The following is a 26709-nucleotide window of genomic DNA, read 5'->3' as shown; positions in this document are numbered from 1 at the left end:
GAGCCAGATGGCGTCGATGCGAATCATTGAGTGAGTCCACGGACAAAGCGGGCGCAGCCGTCAGGATCGGACGTTGGCCATTTCACTGTGATCGATTGCTCGCCAAGCGGCAACTCAATGGTCGCCAACGCTTCCACCTGCCGTTTAGGCGTAGCTTTCAACGGAACGAAAGCCGGCAACGCCGCTGGTAGCTGATCTCGATAAAGCGGTAGCCACTTGCGGATAACGTTGGCATTGATGCCGTGGCTGATGGCAACGCTGGATAGTATTGCGCCTGGTTGCAGACATTCCTGAACAACCTGGGCTTTGAACGGTTTCGGGTAAGAGCTTCGTTGGCGCATGGAAATCCTGACGTTAAGGGCTATCGCGTCCGCTTAAAAATACGCGGACACCATCGCCCTTAACGCTGGAGTTCGGAAGGTGTGTTGGCTGGACGCTTACCCAGGTTTTTCTGCGCATGCACCCGAATCCATTTATGGACGAGGTTGGCATTGAGGTTGTAGGTCAAGGCGACATTGGCAATCGAGGTGTCAGGCTGCGCACATTCGGCAATGACCTGGGCCTTGAAGGACTTGGAATAGGAACGACGTTCTTGTGGCATGGGCGTCCGCTTAAAAAGGCTAAAAATGGTGTCCACTTAAATTTAGGTGGACACCATCGCCTCAAGCGACGGTGTCAGGAAGGTGTGTTGGCCGGACGGTTACGGCCTATTTGCTTTTTTTGAGGCTGCGATTAGCGGCGGCGAACTTTTCGTCCAGAGTTCGCTTGCTGAGGCCGGGCACATCTCTATAGCGTGCGATAATAGCATCGACGATTGCAGCTTGATTCTTGAATACGGAGAGAGGTTTTCCAGCGGGTGAGTGGTCCAGGAAGAGGTTGACTAAAACACCGATGATATTTTGATATGTGAGTTCGCTACGCTCGCTGAGTTGCCCATGCGTTTTGACCAATGCTTTGAGCTCATCTCGTTCAAGCCCTATCGCTTGAAGATCGTCTAAAACATCTCGATGGTGATGCTGTAGTGTATTCAGCTCTCGCAGGACGGCATCCCGCTCTGCTTGTAGCGCGAGGAAGGTTCCTAAACTGACTTTTTCATGAGCGTCTCTGCCTGCCTCAAACAGAAAGCCCGGCTTCTGATCGGGATAGTAAATCTGCATCCACTGGCGCAAATCGGAGTGGCGTATCGTTAATTGATCGGTCTCCACGTAAGTACCCATAGGAACCGAAATGCCGAGGCAACCATACGGTAATTCTCCATTACGTACCGCATCATAGATTTTTTCCGTAGTTGCGTGAAGAGCTGGCCATTGGGGGAACAGGGAGGCAAGTTTCTCGGGACAAGACCATGCAGCTTGCACTATCTGTGTTTCGTAACGGATGAGATTGCACCAACGTAGTGCCGCATCTATGGGCCGATAGAAGGTTCTAGTATGAGGATTGAAAACATAAACGGACATGTGCAGATGGACCTCCATTCCTAATGGATAGGCCTCCCGCGGAGCAGCTTTATATCAACGCAGCTGATTGCAGTAGCTGTTTACTCCGTTTTTTCACTCGGTGAGGTCATTCCATTTACCTATCACTAATATATGGTCTTCATGCATGGTCTAATCTTCGGCTGGAGGGCTGGTACCCGCCACCTAATTTTATTTGCCCACTTCTAGATTCAGAAGAGCGTTTTCTCTATTAGGTAAAATGCTCAGTTTGGAGACAATCGATTTCGCGTTAGGTTCAAGCAGTAAGCCGGGCGCCCATAATCATCATGGCCGCTTCACACGGCCTCCCTTTCAATTTATCGCCGAATCGGGCGACAGTGCTGGGTGCTCAGGTTCAGATGTAGAGCGTGTGTTTCACATTCGCTCTTCATGGGCACTGAAGCCTCTTGGCCAGTTCTGTGATCAGTCGTTGGGCAGGTGCAGTTGCACTTCCATGGCGTCATGAAGAAGTCTGACGACCTCGATCACGTCGTCGCTTGCCACGCGATAAAACACGATATGGCGTGGGCTTTTGACCATTCCATGGGGGTGTCTCGCTTGCTGGCGTGAATAGATAAGGTGATAGCTGCGAAGGCCCGGTGCAAGCTCATCACGGTCGTGGCTGCCAATGCGATAAGGCGTGCCGAATAGCTTGCAGCGCCGCGAGGATCAGCGCCTGGTAGCGCTGGCGTGCTTGATCGCCGAACTGCGTCTGGGAGAGCCTGAGGATGTCGACAATGTCGGCGCGCTCCGCGTTGGAAATCCGATACTACGACATGCTCAGTGTTTCTCTCTCGCGGGGATCGTTGCCTCCAGGCTCAAGCCCTCGAGGTAACGCTCCAGATCCCCTTCGTTCACCTGAGTAAAGCGCCCGTGCTCAAGGTCCATGATGCCGATCGAGGTCGCCTGACGCAGGGCCTCAATTTTGGCGGTGTCTTCGGCGACGCGCTGTTCCAATAGACGCAAACCTTCTCGCATCACTTCGCTGGCATTCTGATAACGGCCGGACTGCACCAGGTCCTGGATAACCTGTTCCTGGTGAGGGGTGAGCACAACGTTTCGCGTCGCCATAATGAGCTCCAGCTTTTGGCAAACAGGTTCTTTCGATCATTGGCATATTATGCCATTTTACCCGCGAGCACATCGTTTGGGATTTGTATCTTATGAACTGTGTCGTACGGGGTCATCCTTTGCGCCGAACAGCGCGTGCTGACCCGGACTGCATGCGCACAAAATCCAAAAAGGCTGTTGCAGGCGGGACGTAGAGGACAGCTTGGTTAGTGTGGGCCTTGTGCCTTCAGTTTGGCCAAGCCTTGTTTGATGTGTCCGGCGTTCTCCCCGATCGTTTGCAGCGCACCTCGGACATTGTCGCCAGTGTCCGTCGCACCCTGGCGCTCAGCCCTCAAGGTCAACTCCATCACGGCCGCCTCTAAGGCGAGCTGGTTTTGGTACAGACGCTCAAGGACATCAGATAGTGAGTATTCAGTTGGCATTGCTTCGACTCCAATCGAGGAGTCCAAAGCGTAGCAGCGGGGAGGGCGGACTATCTTTTCTTTAAGCCGCTCTGCTTTGGCCTCGGCCACTTCGGGCGTTGCCCGATCCGCCGAATCCATCGCCGCCAGATAGCGATCAATGCTCTGCTCGATCTGCTGCATGCGTGCCTTCACCTTGCCCTGAGTGAAGTTGCGGTCGCGATTATTGACGGCTTTGAATTTGCTGCCGTCGATGGCGATGATCGACTGAGAGAAGAGATTGAGGTTGCGGCAAAGAACTACGAACTGGCGGCATACGTTGCGAATGGCTTTGCCGTTGTCTTTGCGAAAGTCGGCAATGGTTTTGAAGTCCGGAGCCAAACGTCCCGTTAGCCACATCAACTCGACGTTGCGCTCGGCCTCACGCTCAAGCCGGCGGCTGGACTGAATCCGATTGAGGTAGCCGTAGATATAGATCTTCAGCAACACCGTTGGGTGGTAGGCCGGACGACCAGTTGCGGCAGGATCAACACCTTCAAACCCAAGTGCACCCAGGTCGAGTTCATCGACGAAAACGTCGACCACCCGGACTGGATTTTCTTCGGTTACGTAATCGTCCAGACACTCCGGCAGCAAGGTGACTTGCGTCCGAGCCTCACCTTCAATAAATCGCTTCATGATCGCCCCCGCTACGATCTCGACGATCAGAAGATTAGACAATTGCAGGTGTTTTCACACAGCCTGGGTCGTTTTCAGCCGGTCGTGACAGGCTGAAATCGGCCAGAAGCCGACCTTCGAATGAATCTATAAAACGAGGGGCGATTCAATTTACCGGTTGCAGCCCCGCAGCGTGTCAACGTCCAGCCACCAGCGCACACGCTGCAAACCGTTTTCGGGCAGCGCTGCGTTATGAATGACATTCAGCTGAAAATCGTGCTTGTCGGAGCTGCGAACGCTGATTGCCGAGAGACCGTCGGGCTGCTCGTCATCGCTCAAGCTTGGTGTTCTCAGTTCGCGCCGGCCTTGGCCTTGACGTCGGCGGCGACCTTATCGGCGGCCAGCGGGGTGCAGCTGTACGGCGGGCTCCAGCCGATGCTTGAACTCCACGAGCAGCTCAATGCGCTGCCGTTGAGGATTGAGCCGGTGTCAAGGTAGACGCTGCCACCGTAATCGCCGGCGATCTTGTCGCAACCGCTGATACCGCTGATCTCGAAGGCATTGCGCTCGGAAAAGATCTTCGAGTTCTTGCCCACGCCATGGGCGTTTCTCGAGGGAACCTCCTTGCCACTGGTTTGCTGTCGTACAATTGATCGTATAGATAACGAGTAAAATGTTTTATTGACTAAAATAAAATATCGGATAATTATTCCTGTGCATCTGCTCTCATGCAGAGTCATTTTCAGGGTTATCCCGATGAGTCTTAAAACCCCGTCTGTACTGGCGACTCTTTACGTCGAGGCCAATGATTCGTCCTTTGCAACCCGCGTGGCACCTGTGCTGATGCAGGGCTTCCCGGCGGAGCCGAAACACCGAGTAACGTGGCACAACTGGATGCGCGCGCCCTTCAGTCAGTGGGGGTTCCGTCATCTGGCACGGCTGCGTCCCACGATTGATGTGGCGGCGGGTTCAAGGCCTGCCGGTCAGCTCAAGGAAGCGCCCAAAGCGCTGGACCGCCTGTATTTCGACAGCGAGTGTGGGCTGAGCATCAGCGTTATCGAACACCTTGTGGCCAGCCAGACCGACGCCTTTTTGGTGATGCAGGGCGACACGGTGTTGTTCGAGCGCTACTTCAACGGCCAGCGCGCGGATGACCGGCACATCATGTTCTCGGTGACCAAGTCGCTGATCGGCACCCTCGGCGAACAGCTGGTTTCCAACGGCATGCTCAAGCCCGAGCTGCCCGCCGCGTACTACGTGCCTGAGCTGGTGGGCAGTGCATTTGGTGATGCCACGGTGCGTCAGTTGTTCGATATGGCGGTGGGCATCGACTACAGCGAGGTGTATGACGATCCCAGCTCTGAGAGCTCGCAGTATGGTTATGCCTGCGGCTTTCAACCGGCACCGGCGCAGTACGCCCAGTTCGACTCGTTGTACCAGTACTTGCCGTCTCTCAAGAAGCGCGGCAGCCACGGTGGGTTTTTCCATTACGTGACCGCAACCACCGAAGTCCTGGCATGGGTCATGGAGCGTGCCTCGGGCAAGGCGTGCAGTCAGATGCTGGAAGAGATCTGGGGGCGTTTGGGGTGCGACCGCGACGGTTATTTCATGGCCGATCCCTGGGGCCGTAACGTTGCCGGGGCGGGCTTCAGTGCCACCTTGAGAGACATGGCACGTTTCGGCCGCCTGCTGGCGAACGACGGTCGCCAGGACGGAGTTGAGCTGCTGTCGCCCGAGACCGTGGCCCGTATTGCCGCCGGTTCTAATCCGGCGATCTACGCGCAAAATGCCGAGTTCTCTAGCTGGACGCCGGGTGCGTCCTATCGCAGCCAGTGGTACGTGTTCAACGACCACAGCCAAGCCCTGATGGCCGGAGGGATCCACGGCCAATACCTGTTCATCGACAAGCCGTCCGGCGTGGTGATCGTCAAGCAATCGTCGCTCACCGATGCGGTCAGCCCGTTCGATACCGACAGCGTGCGCATGCTGCGCGCGATCGCTGCCCACCTGAGTCACTGATCCACGCCAAAAAAATAAGAGTCTTGCGTTCTATTCACCTGGCTTGCCCAGGTGTTGTGCGGCGCCCTGCGTCGCCATTGACTGCCCTGTAACAACAATAATTCCACAGGAGCTTCTTATGGTTTTCACCAAGCGTTTTTCCCGAGCGCTGTTAGCGCTCGGCTTACCCTTGACCACCCACGTCGCGCTGGCGGGCTACACCTTTGAGGACGGCAACCTCAAGGGTGAAGTCAATCTCACAGTGGGAGGGGCGACGCTGTTTACCCGTGGCGTCAACTTCGGCAGCGGCCAGGTCGATGCGCGCAACGGTAAAAACGGCGGCGCCAGGATCAACTGGCAAGAGGTCTACGTAAAACCGGGGGTCAAACTCGAGTATGCGCTGCAACCGGATTTCAGCCTGCTGGCGGGCGGTTCCCTGGTGGGGGCGAGCACGTTCGGCGATGGCGATGCGGGTGGCTTCAGCCGCAGCTCCGACGGCAAGGTCGCAGCCGAAGAACTCTACGGCGGTTTTCGCGCCGGCGAGTGGAAGTTCACCGCCGGCCGCCAGAACTACATGATCGGTACGGGGTTCATCGTCATGGACGGCAACCTCGACCAGTACAAGGATGCCGCCTACTGGCTCGGCCCGCGAACCGCCTTCAAGGATTCGGCGATCCTGGCCTGGGATCATGGCGCGCTGAAGTCTCAGGCCTTCACCTTGCGTACCGATGATGACTTGGGCGATTTCCGCATGACCGGCGTCAACGTCGATTACACCGTCGATGACCAGGTGACGCTGGGGGCCATGGCCATGAAGGTCAATGCCCTTGGCCCCAGAGGCAGTACGCTCCCGCGCCGTCGGGACGGGATGCAGGTGTACAACCTGCGGGCGCTCAACGCCAAGGTGCCCGGCGTACAGGCGCTGACGCTGAATGCCGAGTACGCGCTGGAGCGCGGCAGCGGCGAGGGTGTCGACTACGATGCCAACGCCTGGTATGCCCAGGCCGACTATGCCTTCAATACCTTGCCGCTGACGCCGGTCCTCGGCTACCGCTACGCGAGCTTTTCCGGCGACGACAACCTCACCGACAACCGACAAAAAGCCTGGGACCCACTGAGCAAAGGCTTCGTCGACTGGAGCACGTGGCTGGTCGGGGACGTGGTCGGCAACTACCTGCTGTTCAACAGCAACGAAAACGTCCAGCAGTTCTCCCTCAAGACCCACCTTAACGAAACCCTGACCCTCGGCGCGATTCACTACCAGTTCTGGCTGGACGAGAAAAACTACATGGGCGCACCGGTCAGCGATCGGCGTTTTGCTGACGAAAGTGTGGTTTTCCTCGACTGGACGCCCACGCCGTCGTTCTATACGTCGCTGTCCTACAACTGGGTCAAGCCACTGGCCGCCGCCAAACAGGTATTCGGCGATGACCAGACGTTCAGTGCGCTGGAACTGTATTTCACCTACCGCTATTAAGTGCTGCGAGCCATCGCGGCCGCGCTGGAGTGTTTTGATCATGAACAGATTTTTGCGTAATACCTTGCTGGGCACTGTCGCCTCGTTGCTCATCAGTGGTTTTTGCCTGGCTGAAGAACGCACCGTACGGATCTACAATTGGATCGAATACCTGCCACCCGAAGTGCTCAAGAGTTTCCAGGAAGAAACCGGCATTCGCCCGATTTACGATGTGTTCGACAGCTCCGAAACCATGGAGTCCAAGCTGCTGACGGGCAACTCCGGGTATGACGTGGTGTTCCCCGGCACCGCCAACCTGGGGCACTTGATCACGGCCGGTGCCGTGCAGCCGCTGGACCGCAAGCAGTTGCCGAACTGGCAGCACCTGGACCCGCAGTTCATGCAATCCCTGGAAGCCGTGGGTGATACCGGCAACCGCTACGCCGCGCCTTACCTATGGGGCACCACATTGATCGGCTACAACGTCGACAAGGTGCGCAAAGCCCTCGGCCCCGACGTGCAGATGAACAGCTGGGACATCATCTTCAAGGAAGAAAACCTCGCCAAGCTCGCCAGTTGTGGCGTGGGTTTCCTCGACGCCGGCAACGAGATCCTGCCGATTGCCTTGCACTACAAGGGCCTCGACCCCAATAGCCAGAAGCGTGAGGACTATGTGCAAGCCCAGGCCGTGATGATGAAGATTCGCCCTTACGTCACTTACTTCAACTCGTCGCGTTACGGTATGGACCTGGCCAACGGTGATATCTGTGTGGGCGTGGGCTGGTCCGGCGGTGTGGCGCTGGCCAAGCAATTGGCGGATGCCGCCGGCAAGGGCGTCAAGGTCGAGATGGCACTGCCCAAGGAAGGCGCGCCGATGTGGTCGGATGTGATGATGATCCCGGCCAATGCGCCCGATACTGTGGAGGCCCATGCGTTCATCAATTACATCCTGCGCCCGGAGGTGATTGCGCGCATCAGCAACAAGATCGGCTATCCCAACCCGAACAAGGACGCCACTGCGCTGGTGGACGCCAGCATCCGCAACAACCCCAACATGTATGTGCCAGAGGAAGCGCGCAAGACCCTGTTCGCCCTGGAGCCGATCCCGGCCGCCGTGGAGCGCATCCGTACCCGCACCTGGACCGCCATCAAGAGCAACCGCTGATCAGTATGGCCCGGTGCGTGCGCGCCGGGCTTGGAGCTTGCCATGACTGAACTGATGGACATTGCCCCCAACTTGCAGCGGGTGCTGACCCTTCGCGTCGCGATAGGGCCGGGTGTGATGCTGGGCGACAGCGTTGAAGGCCTGCGCTGCAACTGCCCAATTGTGGGCGGGGATTTCGATGGGGTCGGCATCAGCGGCCAGGTCCTGGCGGGCGGAGAGGATTGCTTTCTTTTGCGCCCGGATGGCATCGGTCAACTGGATGCCCGCTACAGCGTGAGGACCGGCGAAGGCGAGGTGATCAACATCCGTAACCGGGGAGTGCTGACCATGACTGAGTACGGGCGCCAGCTGGAGCGCGACGGCCAATGGCCGATTCCTGAGACGGAGTACCGCTGCACTTGCACGCCGGTGTTCCAAGTGCCTAAGGGGCGGCTGGACTGGCTCATCCGTTCAAGTTTTATCGGCCTGGTGCATTACCCGGGCGCCGACCAGGTGGTGATTCGTTGCTATCGCTTTTACTGAGGCCCGACCCTGGAAGCTGTCAGGCCTGCATGCCGTAGAACAGCAGCTCGGTGATACGCCTGACCTGGGTAGAGTGCACGTCGATATCCGGGTGTTCCTGGTTCACCAGCCTGAACAGTTGCAGGTGCGAATAGTCGTTCAACAGGAACGCGGCCAATTCCACATCGAGTTGCGGGCGCAGCTTGCCGGCCCGTTGCAATTCCCGCAGCAATTCGCTGATTTCGGCCCTGAGCGCATCGTTCATGGCCCGATAGCCTGAGGGCAGTTCATTGTTGCCCCCGAACAGGATCAGCGGCAGCAGTTCACGCCACAGGCTGGGGTGCATGACTTCCAGGGCATAGCCCGTGAGCAGGCGTTCCAGGTTGCAGAGCGCTTCGACTGGGTCGTCTATTTCGTGGATCAGGTTGCGGGTGTCGGTGATCGCGCGTTGATCGGCGTGGTGCAGGATTTCCAGGATGATTTCCTGCTTGTTGCCGAAGTACTTGAACACCGTCGGCGGCGACACCCCGGCCTGGCTGGCTATCTGTTCGATGGTGGTGTTCTGGAAACCCTGGCGCTCAAACAGCTCGATCGCGGCCTCGCTGATAGCTTGCCGGCGTTCGGCTTTCTGACGTTCACGCAGTCCGCTCACAGGAGATCCTTGTCACGAGTAAAAAGAGGGGCGTTTATCACCCCGGTACCCCTGCAAAATACTTAATTGAGTAAATTTTTTAAAGCACTAATTGCCAATCATTCCGTGTGCCACTGCCGTTTGCATGAAAGTGTGGTGGGCACACTATAACGGTGAGTGCCTGCATCGGGGTTAACGTGAAAGGCTGATCAAGAATTGGGTCGTCCAATCTGATCAGCCCGTCACGTACCAACGATAAGGCTGTCGCAGCCAAGACTGTTTTCGTAAAACTCCACCAGGGGGCCATCAGTTCTAATCGGTCAGGCGTTTGTGGCTGACCATTTGATACGAGTGAACTGAGCATTGGCTTCCTTGGGATGTTGAGCGGATCTACAACTCGACAGGATATCTCATTCACTCTTCTTCATCAGAGTGAAAAGTCAGCCGTTTGTACTGTCCTGAACGACTGCTATTGGCCCAGAGTGTGTAAAAACGCTTAGTCAAAATTGAAGTCTGCGCTTCTATGTGAAATCTGAAGTTTATCGGCTGGTTGGCAGACCTGGATTTTGCGTAGATGCGCGACTTTCAACCCTGATTTGGGCGTCAATCTCGCTGAAAAACGTTTTTACACACTCTGGGCCGATAGCTGCCTGTGAGGTGAACCGGACTCGTTCCCCGAATCTACTTCGACATGACTATCGACGGGCCTTGAGTATGCAATCGGTTAACCAATGTCCAATTTTTTCAATCGAGCCAGGCCTTGTTTGATTTGGCCAGCGTTTTCAGCCATGGTCCACAGTGCGCCACGGACATTTCCGCCCACTTTCCGTGCCCCTTGCTCCTCAACCAGCAGTGTCAATTCCATAATGGCCGCCTCCAGGGCCTGCTGGTTTTCGTACAGCCTTTCCAGTACATCTGGCAGTGAATAATCGCTTGGCATTGTGTCGATTCCTTTCGAGAGAGCTCAAGCATAGCAGCGACAGTGCCCACAGTTGGAGCCTGGAAGAAGTTGCCTACAAGGCGAAAGAGTTATGTGGTTGAGCCCAGCAGATTTGGGGATGGGGGGACAATGCTGAATGGGGCAAAAAAGGGGCAAACCGTACGCCAAACCATGCCATTCAGTGCCCACTATGCATTTATGCAAGCAGGCAGAAGCGGGCGTTACAGCCAGCAAACACGGGCGTCTAGCGCCAAAGCCGCTACATACCCCAGCACAATCGGGGTAAGCCCGGGAAGCGTAAATTATGTTCGATATTTGCTGGCAATAATGATATTGCCATCTATGCTCCCAACATTCCGTCTCAGAGTGATAACGGAAAATATGAAAGCAAGTCCGGCAGACCCTCATTCGAGATCCGGTCAGTTGTCGAACCTTATCATAAAATGTTTGGGTTGTTTTTCAATTAAAAGGTGATCTGTATGGCGACTAGAAGTTGCGAGATTAGGCTGGTTAATCAGACTGGTTTCATTTTGAAATATGATCCTAGTAATTCTGGTGTTATTCACGGAGTGTGGAATCCGAGTCCGCCAACTAACATTCAGTTCGCCAGTTCTGGAAGTTGGGAAAATGAATCTGGATTCCCTGAGGGCGGCGCTGAGGGATATGCCACGTTTATTATTCTGGACGAAGATGGCGATAATAATACATTGAGGTTGCATTGGAGTGACCCTCATGACGGGAGCAACATGTGGAGCGGGACGGTCAGTAATGGGAGGAAATACAAAATCTCGTATCCGCCTGTTGAAAGAGGTGTTGATATTTCAGTTACATATACACTAACTTGTATCGGCTAATTGCACTCCCTATTAATCTTGGCGTGGCCGCGGGGCGTCCTAAAAGCGCGAGGCCGCGTCAAACAAGGATTTTCGTCATCGGTAAGATTTTCGGCTGCCACCGGAAACCCGATTCGATCACGCTGGCCTCTGCTTAGGGGGAAAGGTTAGACCGATGACCATATTCGCCGACTGAAGATGATTGAAAACGACATCGCCGGCATGGCTGGCGATTGTGTGATCCTAGAGACTGTGGCGCTGGACCGTGCTCAGGAAGATAAAGTCATTGCTCGTTTCAAAGCTGATCGGGACGACCAGTATCGTGAGTTCCTAGGCCGCTGCGCGGACTTCGAGGCCGAGATTGCTCACGAAGTGGCGATCCAGAAGTTCACTTACGCGGAACTGGAGGAAGAGGATTCCGACCTGAAGAAATTGCAACGCTGGCTCGAAAAGATCCGCAAGCTCGATTTCTATGGAGCGGAACTGGCCGAGGTAGCGGCGACGCGGTTGCAGGAGTGCGAGGCGATTTTGGATGCCTATGCCAAACAGGTTTTCGAGGCTCATGATGAAAACCACTGACAAGCCTGGCGATGTTTCAACTACTGCGCCAATCCAGAAGGCCTCAACCGGGAATGCCTGGCGCACCATGCCTGGCGGTATCTGGGCGCTAGGCTTCGTCTCGATGCTGATGGACATCTCCTCAGAGATGATTCATGCATTGTTGCCGCTTTATATGGTGACCGTACTGGGTACCTCGGTTTTGGCCGTGGGGCTCATCGAAGGCATAGCCGAGGCTACGGCTTCGATCACCAAGGTATTCTCCGGGGCACTCAGTGATCGATTGGGCAAGCGCAAACTGCTCGCGGCGCTGGGTTATGGATTGGGGGCACTGTCCAAACCGATCTTTCCTTTGGCGGGCTCGCTGGACTGGCTGATCGGGGCTCGCTTTATCGACCGCATTGGCAAAGGTATTCGCGGCGCCCCGCGCGATGCCTTGGTAGCCGACATCACGCCGCCCGAGATACGGGGGGCAGCTTTCGGCCTGCGGCAAACTCTGGATACCGTGGGTGCATTCCTGGGACCGTTGCTGGCGATCGGATTGATGTGGCTAACCGCGAACCACTTTCAGACTGTGTTCTGGGTGGCCGTCATCCCGGCCTTCCTTGCCGTCGCGGTGCTGCTGGTGTTCGTTCATGAGCCCAAACAAGTGGAAGGGACGCGCCGGGTGCGTGCGCCTTTGAGCCGGCGGGAATTGGCCCGACTGGGCGCTGGCTACTGGTGGGTGGTGGGTGTCGCTGCGGTGTTCACCTTGGCGCGCTTCAGCGAAGCCTTTCTGATTCTGCGCGGTCAGGCCGTCGGGCTGGCGCCGATGTGGGCGCCGGCGGTGCTTGTCCTGATGGGGGTGGCGTACTCACTGTCAGCCTATCCCGCCGGAGCCTTGTCGGATCGTGTCAGCCGCGTGGCGGTGCTCGGTGCAGGTCTGATATTGCTGATTGCTGCCGATCTGACGCTGGCGTTCGCACCTGGCATCGGTGGCCTGGTCGCAGGCGTCGTTCTATGGGGGCTGCACATGGGGTTTACCCAAGGGATATTCGCTGCCCTGATCGCCGATTGCGCGCCGGCTGAACTGCGTGGGACGGCATTTGGCATGTTCAATCTGTTGACTGGGTTGGCCTTGCTGCTGGCTAGTGTCATCGCGGGGGCGCTGTGGGATACGGTAGGCTACCAGGCTACCTTCTTGATGGGAGGGGGCTTTGCTGTGCTGACTTTTCTGGGGTTGTGGGTGATCCAGGCAAAAGTTCAGGTTCGATAGCAACTCAGTTACTACCGATATGACGGCAGGTCCGTCTACGTGGTCGATTGCAGGCCCTCACGACAGGCAGCTATTGGCCCAGAGTGTGTAAAAACGCCTTCGCAAACACTTGCTATGATTTCTGAGGATTTCATCGCAAGGATCGCCCATGAAGCGCTTTATCCAAGGTGAACATCGAGGCCAAGGCACCTTACTTCCCGAGAGCCTCGACGATTACGTCACGGATACCAATCCGGTGCGAATAGTCGACGTCTTTGTCGACGAACTCGACCCGGTCAAGCTGGGTTTTGAAGGTGCGATACCGGCAGATACTGGTCGGCCTGCTTACCACCCCGCGATCCTGCTGAAGATCTACATCTACGGCTATCTCAACCGCATTCAGTCGAGCCGACGTTTGGAGCGAGAAGCCCAACGCAATGTCGAACTGATGTGGTTGACCGGGCGTTTGATGCCGGACTTCAAGACGATCGCCAACTTCCGAAAAGACAACAGCAAAGCCATCAGAGGCGTCTGTCGCCAGTTCGTTGTGCTGTGTCAGCAGTTGGGACTGTTCGGAGAACATCTGGTCGCCATCGATGGCAGCAAATTCAAAGCAGTCAACAACCGCGACCGCAATTTCACCAGCGCCAAACTGAAGCGGCGAATGGAAGAAATTGAATCGAGCATCAACCGTTACCTGACGGCACTCGATGCTGCCGATCGGCAAGAACCAACAGCTTCCGAGCCCAGTGCCGTGCGGCTGGAAGAGAAAATCGCAAAGCTCAAAACTCAAATGAAAGAGCTTCAGGCGATCGAAATCCAGCTCAATGAATCGCCGGATAAACAAGTCTCACTGACCGGTCCAGACAGCCGCTCCATGATGACGCGCGGCACGGGAATAGTCGGCTACAACGTGTAGACAGCGGTCGATACTCAGCACCATTTGATCGTTGCTCACGAGGTGACGAATGTCGGTTCCGACCGCGATCAACTCAGCTCGATGGCCAAGCAGGCCCGCGAGGCAATGGCGTCAGATACGTTGTCGGTAGTGGCTGACCGAGGTTACTTCAAAAGCGAACAAATCCTGGCTTGTCACGATGCAGGCATCACCGCCTATGTGCCCAAGCCGATGACCTCTGGAGCCAAGGCTGAAGGGCGTTTCAATAACGATGCCTTCATCTATGACGCGGCAAAAAACGAATACATTTGCCCTGCTGGAGAGGCGCTGATCTGGCGCTATACCAACGTTGAAAAAGGCCTGACGTTGCACCGTTACTGGAGTTCGAAATGCCGGGGCTGTGCAATGAAACCGCAGTGCACACCGAGCACGGAACGGCGGGTTCGACGCTGGGAGCATGAAGCCGTCCTGGAGGAAATGCAGAACAGGCTGAGCAACGTGCCGGAAAATGATGCGGATCCGAAAACGGACGGTTGAGCATCCCTTCGGGACGCTCAAACAATGGATGGGTGCGACACACTTCCTGACCCGAAAGCTTAACGGGGTAAGCGCCGAGATGAGCTTGAATGTGCTCGCCTACAACCTGAAACGGGTCATGAAAATCATCGGCACCACTGGCTTGATGAAAGCGTTAACGGCGTAAAAACCGGTCTTTTTACCCCGTCCAAATGACTTTAAGAGGCTGCTGAGCCGTTTTAACTGTTCCTGAAAACGTCGTGACCTTGATCAGCTTGCGAAACGTGAGCACGGTCTCCTAGCGTCGATATAGAAAATCCAATCTGACGTTTTTACACACTCTGGGCCGACAGTTGTCTGTCGCGAAGTAGTTACTCCGGCGTCATGAGCACCGCGAGCGTCATATTGATGAACTCTTCGTTCCTACTGATGGCCCCCAGAGCACCCCGAACGTTCTCGGCAACGTCACCTGATCCACGTTGCTCGACCCAGAGCGTGAGTTCCATGATGGCGGCCTCAAGGGCAAGCTGGTTTTGGTTGATCTTGAAAAGCAGGGAAGGGAGCAGCCACTCAACGCCGATAACTCGCGATTGACGACGACAGTATCGAGGTGGAAGTACAGACCCGTGACACGGTCCTGAAGCGGCCAAACGCGGCAGGTCTGCTCAGCGCCGCCTCTGCGGACGCGCCGTTTAAGCTGGAAATCTACTGATCCACAGCGGGCTTTGCCCGCTGCTGGTGCGGCGGCCGAAGGCAATCTTCGGTCGTTGCGCCTAGGGGGCTTGTCGGTGGGGACGGATCTCGATCTGAACCTGAGCAATTGATGCGTTCGGGTTAATGACATACTCCCGATTGGCTATGAGCAGAACCCATTAGCTTGCCTTGGAATTTCTCTTTTTTTGCTCTTGAAATACCCCAATAACAAGTCCAGAATTGAGTCTTTTCCTGCTTTGGCAAGAAAAGAAACCCCATAGATTTCAATGGGTCGGACGCTAGATGCGAGTCTCGTTTTCCGCTTCAATGATTGTTCTACAGGCTTCTATAGAGATCTATAGAGACTGAAAAAAGAGGCTTCGGCCTCTTTTTTAGTTCCAGTAAATTCTTCTCGAAAGTACTAGCAGTCACGAATTTTTAGTACATTTTTTAGTACATTAATCCGGCGCCTGGTAGATCACTTTTTTGTGGTACTTAACTCATCGGAAACCGTACAAATCTCCTCCTTCCAAACGAGACGGAGACTGTACGATGGCCCTCACCGATACCGCGGTCCGACACGCCAAACCCCGTGTCAAGAACTACACCCTTCCTGACTACGACGGCCTCGCTCTTTTCGTGAATACGAAAGGCGCCAAGTGCTGGCACTTCCGCTTTTCCTGGGCGGATAAGCAACCTCGTATTTCTCTCGGCACCTATCCTGAAATTAGCTTACGAGATGCCCGCGTTCTGCGTGATGTTGCCAGGGCGCTGGTCGCCAAGGGCATCGATCCGCGCGTTCATCGACGGCAGGAGCATAATACCAGGCGTCTGGCCACGGAAAACACCTAAGAAGCGGTCTTTCAGCATTGACGTGATTTAAAGGCGTTGAGTCTGAGTATGTGCTGGAGGTGGTGCGCAAAATTAAACGTCGTCGTGCACTGACGGCGGCGGAGAAGTGCCGAACCAAATCTACTCTCCGGTACGTCATCGTCGCGGGAGAGCTCGAGACCAATCCGGCCGCCGACACTCGATAGTGTGGCAGTGCTTCGCCGAATCGGGCGACAGCGATGGGCGCTCAGATTGAGGCGTAGAGGGATGTGCCTCAGCTTCGCTGTTCATGGCCAGTTAACCCTTTGGGCCAGGTCTGTGATCAGTCATTAGGCAAGTGCAACTGCACTTCCATGGCGTCATGAGGGAGTCGGACGACCTCGATCACGTCGTCGTTTACCACACGATAGAACACGATATGGCGTGGGCCTTTGACCATTCCATGGGCTGTTTGGCCTGCTGGCGTGAATAGATGAGGTGATAGTTGCGAAGGCCCGGTGCAAGCTCATCACGGTCGTGGCTGCCAATGCGATAAGGCGTGCCGGCGATAGCTTGCAGCGCGGTGAGGGTCAGCGCCTGGTAGCGCTGGCGTGCTTGATCGCCGAACTGCGTCTGGGAGAGCCTGAGGATGTCGACAATGTCGGCGCGCGCCGCGTTGGAAATCCGATACGGCGGCATGCTCAGTGTTTCTCCCGCATGGGGAGGGCTGCCTCCAGACTCAACTCCTTGAGGTAGTGCTCCAGATCCCCTTCGTTCAACTGAGTAAAGCGCCCGTGCTCAAGTCCTCAAGCGGTTAAAGCACCGCTCCGTGGCACTGGGCATGGCCGGATGCGCCGCCTTCTTTCAGGCGAGTTCGCCGGGCTTAACTGACCTCCCTGTCCCATTGCTCCCCAGACCCCATGAAGCTCCCAGCGTTAAGCTCAAGAAAGCAGTGCATCTGAAGTCTAGAGTGACAGTAAATCACCCTGCACTTGATGCATAGCCATTACCCGCATCACTCGTCCTGACGACGGGTGTAATGCAACAGCCGATCGGTTTCGGTCTTGACCACCAGGTAGCACTCGCAGCTGAGCCGTTCAAGGCGCGCTCTATCCAGAACCGTGATCTGGCCCCGGCTGTACTCGATGACACCTTGACGCTGCAGTTTGCCCGCCGCTTCCGTGACGCCTTCGCGGCGCACGCCCAGCATGTTGGCGATCAGCTCCTGGGTCATGTTTAGGCGATTGCCGTGCAGGCGATCTAGCGACAACAGCAGCCATCGACACAATTGCTGATCGATCGAATGGTGGCGATTGCACAAGGCGGTCTGTGACATCTGCGTGATCAGCGCCTGGGTGTAACGCAGCATCAGCAGGAGCAGATTGCCATGACGGTTGAACTCTTTCTTGAGTTTTTGCCCTGGCAGGCGAAATGCACCACCGGCACTTTGCACCACCGCCCGACTGGAGGTGCTTTCGCCGCCCATGAACAGCGCAATGCCGATCAAACCTTCGTTTCCGACCACGGCGATTTCTGCTGACGAGCCGTTTTCCGTGACATGCAGCAGGGAGACGATGGCGTCTGTCGGGAAGTAAACGTGCCGCAAGGTGTCCCCCGGTTCATACAGCACATCCCCCAGCGCCAGGCTGACCTGCTCCAGGTGCGGAACAAGACGCTGGAGGTCGACGGCCGGGAGCGCCGCGAGTAGATGATTGTGGTTTGGATCGGGGGAGGCATGCATAGCAGAGCATCCGTGGCGGAACAGGGGCGTGCCCACTCAGGGTACTCCCATGCACGCGATGGCTGGTGATCAATGTCTATTCATCGGCGGCATGCTCGAATTCCAGCGCCTGAGGCCTGGGTGACCGGGCGCGACAATCTACCCGGACCCAATGCTCCAGACCTCCGTCATCCAGTGTCAGCGCAGCGTCACTCAATGGCTGGCCATCGAGGGTCATGGAGGTGAAGGTCGAACTGCCCAGACGCACATCAAAGTGGTAGAGGGTTTTGCCGAAGCGGTAGTGCAAGATGAAGCCCGGCCAGTCGACGGGTATCAGCGGTTCGATTCTGAGCGTGCGGCCACTGCGTTGTACGCCCAGCAATGACTCGACAATCAGCCGATACATCCAGCCCGCAGAACCGGTATACCAGGTCCAGCCACCTCGGCCTGCATGGGGCGCGGCGCCGTAGACATCCGCGGCCATGACATAGGGCTCGACCTTATAGGTGTCGATTTGAGCGTTGTTGGCAGGGGCGGCGGGGTTGATCAAATTCAGCAGTTCCCAGGCTTTTCCGGCTTCACCCAGCAGCGCAAACGCCATGCCCGCCCAAACGGCAGCATGGGTGTACTGACCTCCGTTCTCGCGCACGCCTGGCACGTAGCCTTTGATGTAGCCGGGGTCCAGGGTGCCCTTGTCAAACGGGGGATCCAGCAGCAACACGGCGCGGATGTCATGTTTGATCAGATGCTCATCCAATGACTGCATCGCCTTGATCTGGCGGACAGCAGAGCCGGCCTCTGACAGCACTGACCAGCTTTGAGCAATGGAGTCGATACGGCACTCTTCATTGCTCGCCGAGCCGAGCATTTGTCCGTCATCGAACCAGGCGCGGCGATACCAGGCGCCGTCCCAGGCCGTTTGATCGAGGTTGCGTTGCAGTGTTACCGCGCTGTCGCTGCAGCGTTTGGCAAATGCGTGATCACCGTGCAGGCGAGCGGTCACCGCAAATTGCTCCAGCACTTGATAGCTGAAGAAACCCAGCCAGACACTTTCACCTGCACCCAGATGGCCGACGCGATTCATGCCGTCGTTCCAGTCACCGGAGCCCATCAGCGGCAACCCGTGATGACCGCGGCGCAGGCTGTGCTCGATGGCACGCACGCAGTGTTGATACAGGGACTCTCGCAGGGGCGATACACCGGGAAGGTCATAGTAGGACTCTTCGCCGGCCACCAGTTGGCGTCCTTCCAGGTATCCGGCGACCTCTTCCAGCACACCCACGTCTGCGGTCATTTCGACATAGCGGTTGGTGGCGGCCACCAGCCACAAAAAGTCGTCGGAGCAGGCGGTGCGAACCCCTCGATTCATCGGCGGGTGCCACCAGTGTTGCACATCGCCTTCCACATACTGATGGCCGGCGCACAGCAACAGATGCGCTCGCACGGCTGCCGGATCGGCATGGATCATCGCCATGCTGTCCTGCAACTGATCGCGAAAACCGATGGCGCCACCTGACTGGTAGTAGCCGCTTCGGGCCTGGAAACGGCACGCGATGACCTGATACATCAACCAGCCGTTGACCATGACGTCGACCTCAGGCGCGCCCGTTTCAATACGAATCGCCCCGAGCAATGAGCGCCAGTGTTCCCGTACTTTATGCAATTCCTCGGCGGCCACCAGGCTGCCCCGATAACGCTGCACCAGCTGGGTGGCGGCGTTACTGGAAGACGCCGCCCCCAGACGCAGGATGACTTCCCGGGTATCGCCCTCGCCGAGTTCGATCGACACTTGCAGGGCTGCACAAGGGTCCAGACCGCCGCCCATGCGCCCGGACAGACCGGCGTGCTGCATCGCTGCCGGTGAGGCGAGGGTGCCATTGCGGCCAATGAATTCAGTACGGTCACCGCTGACACCGTGATCGATCGTGTCGGTGTCAAAGAACGCCACCCGCTCGGAAAACTCCACCGAATAGGCGTTGCGGGCGAAGAAAGCCCCGCTGGCGGGATCCGCTTGGGTGACCACATGCATCGCCGATTTGCTGCGCAGATCGCCCAGCACCCATTCCACATACCCTGTGACCGACAATGACCGGCGGCGTCCCGAGCGGTTGCTCAACACTAGCCTCGAGAATTTGATCGGCGCATCCAGTGCCACGTAGATCCACAGCTCGCTGTAAATGCCGTCTTCTTCATGTTCGAACACGCTGTAACCGAAACCGTGACGGGTCTGGTACGGGCCTTGTCCAGGACAGGGTTGAGGCGCTGCAGACCAGAAGTGCCCGGTCTCTTCATCACGCAGGTAAATGGCTTCGCCGCTGCGATCGGTGACCGGATCGTTGTGCCAGGGCGTCAGGCGAAATTCATGGGCGTTTTCGGCCCAGGTATAGGCACTGCCGGCTTCCGAGACCACCGTGCCGAGATGTGCATTGGCGATCACGTTGACCCAGGGCGCGGGTGTCGGATCGGGCGCGAGCCCGGTGATGATGTACTCACCGCCATCGGCGCTGAAGCCGCCATATTCGTTGCTCAACAGCAGGAAGGGACGGTTCGGTCGTACCGATGCCGGCCGAGCCTGAAAATGCCGGGTCGCCACAAACGGCGCGTGCACCGGTGATACTTTGCGCCGATGAATCTGTTCGGCCAGGCTGCCCAGATCTTCGCTCAGCACCAGCCTGGCAACCGAGAGGAACAGCACGCGATCCTCATTCGACATCTGCTGCGCGGGGCGCACAAAAATACCGCCCGGGCGATCCAGCAGAGTGGCTTCACTGCCTGAGGTGATAAGGCCGAGGATCGCGTCTTGCAGTTGCTGGCGATAACCCGCCTGATCTTCGTTCCAGATCAGCAAATCGACCACCAACCCCTTTTGCCGCCAGTAGGCGTGGGCCTGAATCAATTGCTGCACCAGGGCGATGTTGTCCAGGCTCTGGATTTGCAGCAACACGATGGGCAGGTCGCCGGAGATGGCCTGACCCCAAAGCCCCGGCTGATTGCGGCGATTGGCAATCAGCACCGCATGGTTGGCGCGCATCGAGGCGTTCGCGTAAAGCAACGACGAGGCCATCTGCTCGAACAGACGGGCATCGGACAACGAGGCGTTGAGTTGACGCAAAAGCACCTGGCTATGGGTCCAGGACAGGTCGAACACGCGGTCGGCGAGGTGGCGGTCGCGGTATTTGTTGATGAGGTAAAGGCAGTCATCACGGCTGTCGGCGACACCGGTGACCAGGTCGATGGTGGCCTGTTGGCCGGGTTGCAGGGTAATCCTGCAGCGAATCGCGATCACCGGATCGAGCACCGGGCCTGCACTGCCTGACAAGCGCTGGCAATCGGCATCAAGGGCGGCAGGTGACACAAGGCTGCGTCCTCGGCCGATGAACCGGGCGCGATCGGTTTCGTACGAGATCGCATCGATGTCCACCCCGTGTGCCGCCAGCAAATGGCACATCCACGGCGTCGGTTCATCGCTGGCCCGGGGGCGGCGGCTACAGATAATGGACTGAAGCGCAGGCAGTAATTCGGTCTGCACGAACAGCTTGCTGAACGCCGGGTGCATCGCGTCGTTGACCGGGGTTGTCAGCACGACTTCGGCGTAGGTGGTGATCTCCAGTGTCTTGGCCGAAGACGCTCGGTTGGTGACATGCAGGCGGCGCAGTTCGATGTCGTCCTCAGGCGAGACAACAATCTCCAGGTGCGTGTCGAAATCCAGGTTGCGCGCACGGAACTCTACACGGGAATCGCAGAAGATCGCCTCGTGGCTCTCGGGTTGATGCATCGTCGGTTGATGCGCAGCCGACCAGACCGTGTTGCTCTGGACATCGCGCAGGTAGCAGAACATCCCCCAATTGTCCTGTGAGTTGTCCTCCTGCCAACGGGTGATCGCCATTTCATTACGACGGCTGTAACCACCGCCGCCGCTGGTCAGCATGACGTGGTAGCGACCGTTGGAAAGCAACTGCACGGCCGGACGCTTGCTTCCCGGATCAGAGTACACCCGAAGCCCCGTATCCTGGCCTTGGCCAACATCACCGAGTACCGGCGACTGTGCGGTTTGCAGGTACGGCGCGGCGGATTTCGGCACCCGCTCTTGTAGCAGCAGCAGGGCTGAACGCAGCGCCGGGTCGGCCTCGAATCGCTGTTGCATGGGTTGATCGAGCAGTCGGCTGGTCAAGGCCAGCAAGCTCATGCCCTGGTGGTGAGCCATGAACGACCGGACCACGACGAAGCGTTGGCCGCGCGGTAAGCGGGCCTCGGTGTAATCCACGGCTTCATACAGACCGAAACGTCCGGCGGAGCCCTGCAGGGCGAGGCGTTGCAGGTTCTTGCAGGCCGCATCGGCATCGACCATCAACGCCAGGGCGCTGGCGTAGGGCGCTATCACGACGTCATTGCTCAGCCCGCGCTGGAGCCCCAGGGCCTGAACGCCGAAGGCGCGGTATTGATAATTGAAGTGCGCGTCGACGGTGGAGTAACCCGACTCCGAAACGCCCCAGGGAATGCCCAGCCTGCTGCCCTGTTCGATCTGCACCGACACGGCGGCGCGGCAAGTCTGGTCCAGCAGGCTGCCCTCGAAGTTGGGCATCACCAGCATCGGCATGAGGTATTCGAACATCGAGCCTGACCAGGACAGCAACGTTGGTACGCCCGCGTTTTCACTTAGCAGCCTTCCCAGGGTGAACCAGGCGCGTTGGGGGATTTGTCCCTGAGCGATGGCCACATAATTGGTCAGCCGCACCTCGGACGCCAGCAGGTCGTAGTAACCGGTGTCTAGCCTGCGCTCCTCGGCGTTGTAACCGATGACAAACAGGTCACGCTGGTGGTCGTAAAGCAACGAGAAATCCATCTGCGCCAGCGACGTCGCCAATAAAGCCAGACGCTTCAGGGTTTCCAGACGTTGCGCGGCGTCACTGCGGACCCGCTCGATTTCAGGGTGATGCTCGGCGGCCCAGTCGGCGGGGTTCAGGCCGGCCAGTTGACGCAAGGTGCGAGGCGATTCAATCGTGACCAAGGGGGCAGGGAGGCGATAACGCTGCAGTTCTTCTGTCCAGTCGATGCATTGACGGGTAAACGCTTCTCGCCAGTAGAGGCTTTCCTCGTCGGTGTCCGCTGGCTGACTGGTGACCATGATGCGAGCCGTGTGCAGCAGGTCTGCCAGCGCCTCAGGGGTCGCAATTTGCGAGACCGGTTCAAGGCCTTTTCTCAGTGGCAGGGCGTATTCATCCGCCCCCGAGGCGCGTTGGGAATCTGCAAGGATATCCAGAGTATCGCGCAGGCCCTTGATCACTGCAGGGCCGAACATCGGGGCGTCTGCCAGCTGCGCAATGCCGGTGCTCAAGGTCAACAGCAGGCCCGCCAGGTTGCCGCTGTCGACGGTGGAGACGTAATGCGGACGCAGCGGCTCGAGGGTCTGCGTGTCGTACCAGTTATAGAAATGCTGCCGATAACGCTCCAGACCGTCCATGCTGTCCAGCGACGCCGCAAGCCGGGACAGCAGCCGTTCAGTGCTCAAGTAAGCGAAATCGTGAGCGGCCAGGTGGGCGAGCAGCGACATGCCCATATTGGTCGGCGAGGTGCGATGGGCAATGGCAGGCCTGGGGTCTTCCTGCACGTTGTCCGGAGGCAGCCAGTGATCCTCGGGCCCAACGTATTGATCGAAGAACGCCCAGGTCTTGCGCGCCAGCAACCGCAGGAAGCGAAAATCATCCGTCGACGGTGCGAACACCGACTGCTTGGGTGCCGAACTGAGCCACCAAGCGATCCAGGGGCCCACTAACCATGACAACAGCAGCGGACTGGCGACGGCCAGCGTCAGCGGATCCTTCACCAGCAGGGTCAGTGAGATCAGGGCCGACACCGGCTCGATCCACATCTGGCGATAGAGGCCGGACAGCCGGTTTTCGGTGGTGCGCTCCACCTCGCGCGAAGGCTGCCATTGCAACAGCCGGCGTCTGCTGAAGCCGATTCGCCAGAGCGAGCGCAGGATGGCGTCAGCGCTGTAGAACATCTCGAAGGGCAGCCAGACGAGCGTCAGACCAGCCCGGGCGAGGTCTTGTGCCAGATCACCCAGCAGCACCCTAAGGTACTGCCCATAGGGCACATTAGCGGGGGGCTGCATCAGATCGGTCACCGCTCGCAGCAACGGTTGAATCACCATCAACCCGATGACAGTCAGGGTCCAGTTCATTGGCTGACTGCTGGCAAGCCAGCCCCATGCGAACATTAGCAACAGCGCCAGCGGTTCCAGGCTGCGTCGCAGATTGTCCAGAATCTTCCAGCGTGCCATGACGCTCAGCCTGTTGCGCACCCACTTACCGTCGGCATTGCGCGCCCAGGGCAATGTCCACGGCAGCAATTGCCAGTCGCCGCGAACCCAGCGATGCCGTCGTTTGACATCGGCACCGTAGTGCGAAGGGTATTGCTCGTAGACTTGCACGTCGCTGAGCAGGCCGGATCGTGCATAACATCCTTCGATCAGGTCGTGGCTGAGAATCTGGTTATCCGGCAAGCAACCTTCCAGGGCGCAGGTGAACGCGTCCACGTCGTAGATGCCCTTGCCGATGAAGGAACCTTGCTGGAACAGGTCCTGGTAAACGTCCGATACCGTGCGAGTGTAGGGATCGACGCCGGCATCACTGCCAAACAGCCGGGCGTAGATCGAGCGCGTGGCGCTGGTCAAGCTGATGCCCACTCGCGGTTGCAACACCGCGTAGCCGGAAATGATCTGCTCACCGTCACTGTCGAACAACGGACGATTCAACGGGTGCATCATGGCCGCCACGCATTGGCGAGCGACATCGCGCGGCAGCAGGGTGTCGGTGTCCAGCGTGATCACGTAACGCACCCCGCGCAATGGCGTGATGTCGCCGACGATGGCGTTGAAGCGCTCCTCTCCATGGCCACGCAACAGGGCGTTGAGTTCAATCAGCTTGCCGCGTTTGCGCTCGTGGCCCATCCACACACGTTCGCTCGCATTCCAGCGACGCGGCCGATGCAGCAGAAAGAATCGGTCGCTGAGTCCGTCCGCGTATTTTCGGTTGAGCAGGGTGATTGCACGGGAGGCTTGTGTGAGCAGCTCGGCATCTTGCGGCTGAGACTCTTCAGGCGCATCCAGAAAATCGCTGAGCAACGCGAAATACAGGTTGCTGTCGCGGTTGGCGAGAAACCGCACTTCAAGACCTTCCACCAGTTCGTCCACGTCTGCCAGGCTGGCGATCAGCGTTGGGATCACCACCAGGCTTCGTGCGCCATCGGGAATACCGCTGGCAAAATCCATTTTCGGCAGCGTCGTCGGCAATAGACTGAACGTCACCAACCAGTTGATCAGGCTGATCGCCAGTCGGCTGGTCATGATCAGGCATGGAATCGCCATCATCAGAAGCGCCGCATCGGGCATCCCGTCGCGCTGCGCGGAGGCCAGTAAAGGCCAGGCAAAGATGAGCGTCAGAACAGCCACCGGCGCCAGATAAAACATCAGCGGCGACTGCTGCAACAACCGTTTCCAGCGCTCATGAAGCGGCACCCTGGCATTGAGTCGTCGCTCCAGCGTCGGCAGCCCTGCGCTGATCAGGTAATACCCGACATGGCGCGCCAGCAGTTCGCAGGGGACTGAGGCGGTTCCGGCTGCGGCGAGATTGATCGCGGCGCGGGCGACCTGGATTTCCGAGTGTTGGGGGCTTCTTCGGGCAAGGCGTTCTATGACATGCCGGTAGCTGTCGCGGGTACTGAAATCCATCGCCCGGTAAATTTCTGCCGGGTCTTCATTGAGAATCTGAGCGACATGACTCATCGACTCGACAAACTCGCGCCAGTCCGTGGCGGACAGGAGGCGCAAACTGCCGATGCTGTTGCCAATCGACACCTGATCCGCTGCCTGTTGTTGCGCATCGAGCTGCACCTGGCGTTCGATGCTGGAGCCTGTCTCACTCAGCGTCTGCTCCATCCAGTTCAGCGCCAGGGCCAGCGCCGTGCTCTGGCCCTGCAGGCGGCGGGTGAATTCAGCGACAAAGGCGGCGGTCATCGGAGGTGCGGAGCGGGCCATGTCGGCAACGGTCAGCACCACGCTTTTGATGTCTCGTTCCGAGGTTTCGATCAGGTGTTCGGCCCAGTCATCGGCCAGATTGCGCTCGTCGGCGTTGGCCATGACCCTGGAGGCCACTCGCCGCAGGTTTTCGATCAACGCCAGACGCAGCATGATCGGTATCGCCCACAGTTCGCCCAGAGCAAGCGGCATCACTGTCTGATAGGAAAAAATGAAGCGGCTCAGGCTTTCCTCATCGACTCGACCGTCGCCATGGGAGATGGTCTCCAGCGCGATGTCATAGACGCGAGGCAGCCCCGCCGACGGGCCGTTGATCAGGCGTGGCAACTCACGGCTATAGCCTTTGGGCAGGTGCGTTCTGGCGGTGCGAATGTTTTCTTCGATCAGATAGTAATTGTCCAGCAGCCATTCCGCTGCTGGCGTCACTCGTCGGCTGGACACTTGCGCGTTGGCCAGCGCAGTGCTGCTGCGTTTGAGCAACTCCTCGTTGTCATCGAGCCTGTGCAGCATCGAGTCCCGTGCGGACAGCGTGGTCAGGCGATGCTGCCCGGCCAGGGCGATGCCGTGACTGGCCATCTGATCGGCGCTGAAAAGCTCCGAGCGCAATATGGGCTCGTATTTGAATCGGGGTGGAGGAAACAGACGGGTTCGCCAAAAACCGGACGAGCGAGAAAATACCTTCTGTAGGCGTGTCCATATGCTGTTCATAAGGTCCTGAGCCTGAAACGCATCATAATTGCGTGCATTTTTATAGGTGCGCCAAAGCAGCGCTTGGTGGACGTAGCTTTTCAACTTGAGTGTGGAGACTTGGAGGACTGGTCGTCTGTTCGCTGGCGAACATAGCCAGCGATCCTTGGATGCGGTCCACATTGCAGGCGGTATTGCTCGGACGCGGGGCGGGATTTATCCAGTCTCTCCGCGTTTTGTCGACCCCGCATTGGCGGCTAGTGAACCGCAGGGCTCATTTTGGGTTTTGCCGGCCTGATACTGCTATCAGCGCAGGCGGAGTAATTCATCCGCAACGGTGTTCGATGGAGATGAATTACCCCTGCATCCGCACTCAACCGCCCGACGGACAACTGTTCTTCGATGGCGGTGAGGCCCACCTATGGCA

General features: G+C 57.8%; 18 protein-coding genes and 7 pseudogenes. 8 read left to right on the top strand and 17 right to left on the bottom strand.

What is annotated here, in order from left to right; all coding sequences use genetic code 11:
• Positions 1-23: 23 nt before the first annotated feature.
• From tnpA to ACA047_RS17775, 9 genes and pseudogenes are all read right to left on the bottom strand, one after another.
• Complete coding sequence (gene tnpA, locus ACA047_RS17815; RefSeq protein ID WP_497351484.1) at positions 24-341, bottom strand: IS66-like element accessory protein TnpA; 318 nt, start codon at positions 339-341, stop codon at positions 24-26.
• A gap of 59 nt (positions 342-400) precedes the next feature.
• On the bottom strand, positions 401-601 hold the full coding sequence (locus ACA047_RS17810) for a transposase (RefSeq protein ID WP_497351482.1): 201 nt from the start codon (positions 599-601) through the stop codon (positions 401-403).
• A 106-nt stretch (positions 602-707) separates the two neighbouring features.
• A complete protein-coding gene (locus ACA047_RS17805) occupies positions 708-1457 on the bottom strand; it encodes a hypothetical protein (RefSeq protein WP_497351480.1) in 750 nt (249 codons plus the stop codon).
• 441 nt (positions 1458-1898) lie between these two features.
• Positions 1899-2238: pseudogene (locus tag ACA047_RS17800) on the bottom strand (type II toxin-antitoxin system RelE/ParE family toxin).
• A gap of 17 nt (positions 2239-2255) precedes the next feature.
• Positions 2256-2546 (bottom strand): type II toxin-antitoxin system ParD family antitoxin, encoded by a 291-nt coding sequence (locus ACA047_RS17795; RefSeq protein ID WP_497351478.1) that lies wholly within the window; start codon positions 2544-2546, stop codon positions 2256-2258.
• A 206-nt stretch (positions 2547-2752) separates the two neighbouring features.
• Positions 2753-2968, bottom strand: coding sequence for a hypothetical protein (locus ACA047_RS17790; RefSeq protein ID WP_497360428.1), 216 nt, complete (start codon positions 2966-2968; stop codon positions 2753-2755).
• A gap of 51 nt (positions 2969-3019) precedes the next feature.
• A pseudogene (locus ACA047_RS17785) lies at positions 3020-3625 on the bottom strand (transposase); the annotation flags it as partial.
• 150 nt (positions 3626-3775) lie between these two features.
• On the bottom strand, positions 3776-3943 hold the full coding sequence (locus tag ACA047_RS17780; RefSeq protein WP_497351476.1) for a hypothetical protein: 168 nt from the start codon (positions 3941-3943) through the stop codon (positions 3776-3778).
• 11 nt (positions 3944-3954) lie between these two features.
• A pseudogene (locus ACA047_RS17775) lies at positions 3955-4239 on the bottom strand (pectate lyase family protein); the annotation flags it as partial.
• 121 nt (positions 4240-4360) lie between these two features.
• On the opposite strand from ACA047_RS17775, the gene ACA047_RS17770 reads away from it, so the two are divergent.
• The 4 genes from ACA047_RS17770 (at position 4361) to ACA047_RS17755 (ending at position 8745) form a co-directional block, all read left to right on the top strand.
• On the top strand, positions 4361-5623 hold the full coding sequence (locus tag ACA047_RS17770) for a serine hydrolase domain-containing protein (RefSeq protein ID WP_497351474.1): 1263 nt from the start codon (positions 4361-4363) through the stop codon (positions 5621-5623).
• A 118-nt stretch (positions 5624-5741) separates the two neighbouring features.
• Positions 5742-7079 carry an alginate export family protein gene (locus ACA047_RS17765; protein WP_497351472.1) on the top strand — a complete coding sequence of 446 codons (1338 nt, stop codon included), beginning with the start codon at positions 5742-5744 and terminating at the stop codon, positions 7077-7079.
• A gap of 40 nt (positions 7080-7119) precedes the next feature.
• The gene (locus ACA047_RS17760; protein WP_497351470.1) at positions 7120-8223 is read left to right on the top strand and encodes a polyamine ABC transporter substrate-binding protein; all 1104 of its coding nucleotides are present in this window, start codon (positions 7120-7122) and stop codon (positions 8221-8223) included.
• Positions 8224-8265: 42 nt separating this feature from the next.
• Positions 8266-8745 carry a DUF3237 domain-containing protein gene (locus tag ACA047_RS17755; protein ID WP_497351468.1) on the top strand — a complete coding sequence of 160 codons (480 nt, stop codon included), beginning with the start codon at positions 8266-8268 and terminating at the stop codon, positions 8743-8745.
• Positions 8746-8764: 19 nt separating this feature from the next.
• On the opposite strand, the gene ACA047_RS17750 is transcribed toward ACA047_RS17755, so the two are convergent.
• The 3 genes and pseudogenes from ACA047_RS17750 to ACA047_RS17740 form a co-directional block, all read right to left on the bottom strand.
• Positions 8765-9376 (bottom strand): TetR/AcrR family transcriptional regulator, encoded by a 612-nt coding sequence (locus ACA047_RS17750; protein ID WP_497351466.1) that lies wholly within the window; start codon positions 9374-9376, stop codon positions 8765-8767.
• 172 nt (positions 9377-9548) lie between these two features.
• A pseudogene (locus ACA047_RS17745) lies at positions 9549-9719 on the bottom strand (serine hydrolase); the annotation flags it as partial.
• A gap of 360 nt (positions 9720-10079) precedes the next feature.
• Positions 10080-10295 carry a hypothetical protein gene (locus ACA047_RS17740; RefSeq protein ID WP_497351464.1) on the bottom strand — a complete coding sequence of 72 codons (216 nt, stop codon included), beginning with the start codon at positions 10293-10295 and terminating at the stop codon, positions 10080-10082.
• A gap of 1031 nt (positions 10296-11326) precedes the next feature.
• Between ACA047_RS17740 and ACA047_RS17735 the strand changes: the two genes are divergently transcribed.
• From ACA047_RS17735 to ACA047_RS17725, 3 genes and pseudogenes are all read left to right on the top strand, one after another.
• A complete protein-coding gene (locus ACA047_RS17735; protein ID WP_497351462.1) occupies positions 11327-11707 on the top strand; it encodes a Chromate resistance protein ChrB in 381 nt (126 codons plus the stop codon).
• A 67-nt stretch (positions 11708-11774) separates the two neighbouring features.
• Positions 11775-12941, top strand: coding sequence for an MFS transporter (locus ACA047_RS17730; protein WP_497360426.1), 1167 nt, complete (start codon positions 11775-11777; stop codon positions 12939-12941).
• A 148-nt stretch (positions 12942-13089) separates the two neighbouring features.
• Positions 13090-14521 (top strand): annotated as a pseudogene (locus ACA047_RS17725) (IS1182 family transposase).
• A gap of 184 nt (positions 14522-14705) precedes the next feature.
• On the opposite strand, the gene ACA047_RS17720 reads toward ACA047_RS17725, so the two are convergent.
• Positions 14706-14900: a hypothetical protein gene (locus tag ACA047_RS17720; RefSeq protein ID WP_497360424.1), complete on the bottom strand. Its 195-nt coding sequence runs from the start codon at positions 14898-14900 to the stop codon at positions 14706-14708.
• Positions 14901-15579: 679 nt separating this feature from the next.
• Between ACA047_RS17720 and ACA047_RS17715 the strand changes: the two genes are divergently transcribed.
• Complete coding sequence (locus tag ACA047_RS17715) at positions 15580-15879, top strand: Arm DNA-binding domain-containing protein (RefSeq protein WP_497351460.1); 300 nt, start codon at positions 15580-15582, stop codon at positions 15877-15879.
• Positions 15880-16180: 301 nt separating this feature from the next.
• On the opposite strand, the pseudogene ACA047_RS17710 reads toward ACA047_RS17715, so the two are convergent.
• The 4 genes and pseudogenes from ACA047_RS17710 to ACA047_RS17695 all read right to left on the bottom strand — a co-directional run bounded on the left by ACA047_RS17710 (position 16181) and on the right by ACA047_RS17695 (position 26303).
• A pseudogene (locus ACA047_RS17710) lies at positions 16181-16536 on the bottom strand (type II toxin-antitoxin system RelE/ParE family toxin).
• A gap of 2 nt (positions 16537-16538) precedes the next feature.
• Positions 16539-16640, bottom strand: a pseudogene (locus ACA047_RS17705) (type II toxin-antitoxin system ParD family antitoxin); the annotation flags it as partial.
• Positions 16641-16852: 212 nt separating this feature from the next.
• Entirely contained in the window at positions 16853-17578 is a 726-nt protein-coding gene (locus tag ACA047_RS17700) for a Crp/Fnr family transcriptional regulator (RefSeq protein WP_497351458.1), read from the bottom strand.
• 76 nt (positions 17579-17654) lie between these two features.
• The gene (locus tag ACA047_RS17695; RefSeq protein WP_497351456.1) at positions 17655-26303 is read right to left on the bottom strand and encodes a GH36-type glycosyl hydrolase domain-containing protein; all 8649 of its coding nucleotides are present in this window, start codon (positions 26301-26303) and stop codon (positions 17655-17657) included.
• Positions 26304-26709: the final 406 nt, after the last annotated feature.

The sequence above is a fragment of the Pseudomonas sp. LBUM1664 genome (assembly GCF_059695895.1).
This window is presented reverse-complemented; position numbering and strand designations above follow the sequence as displayed.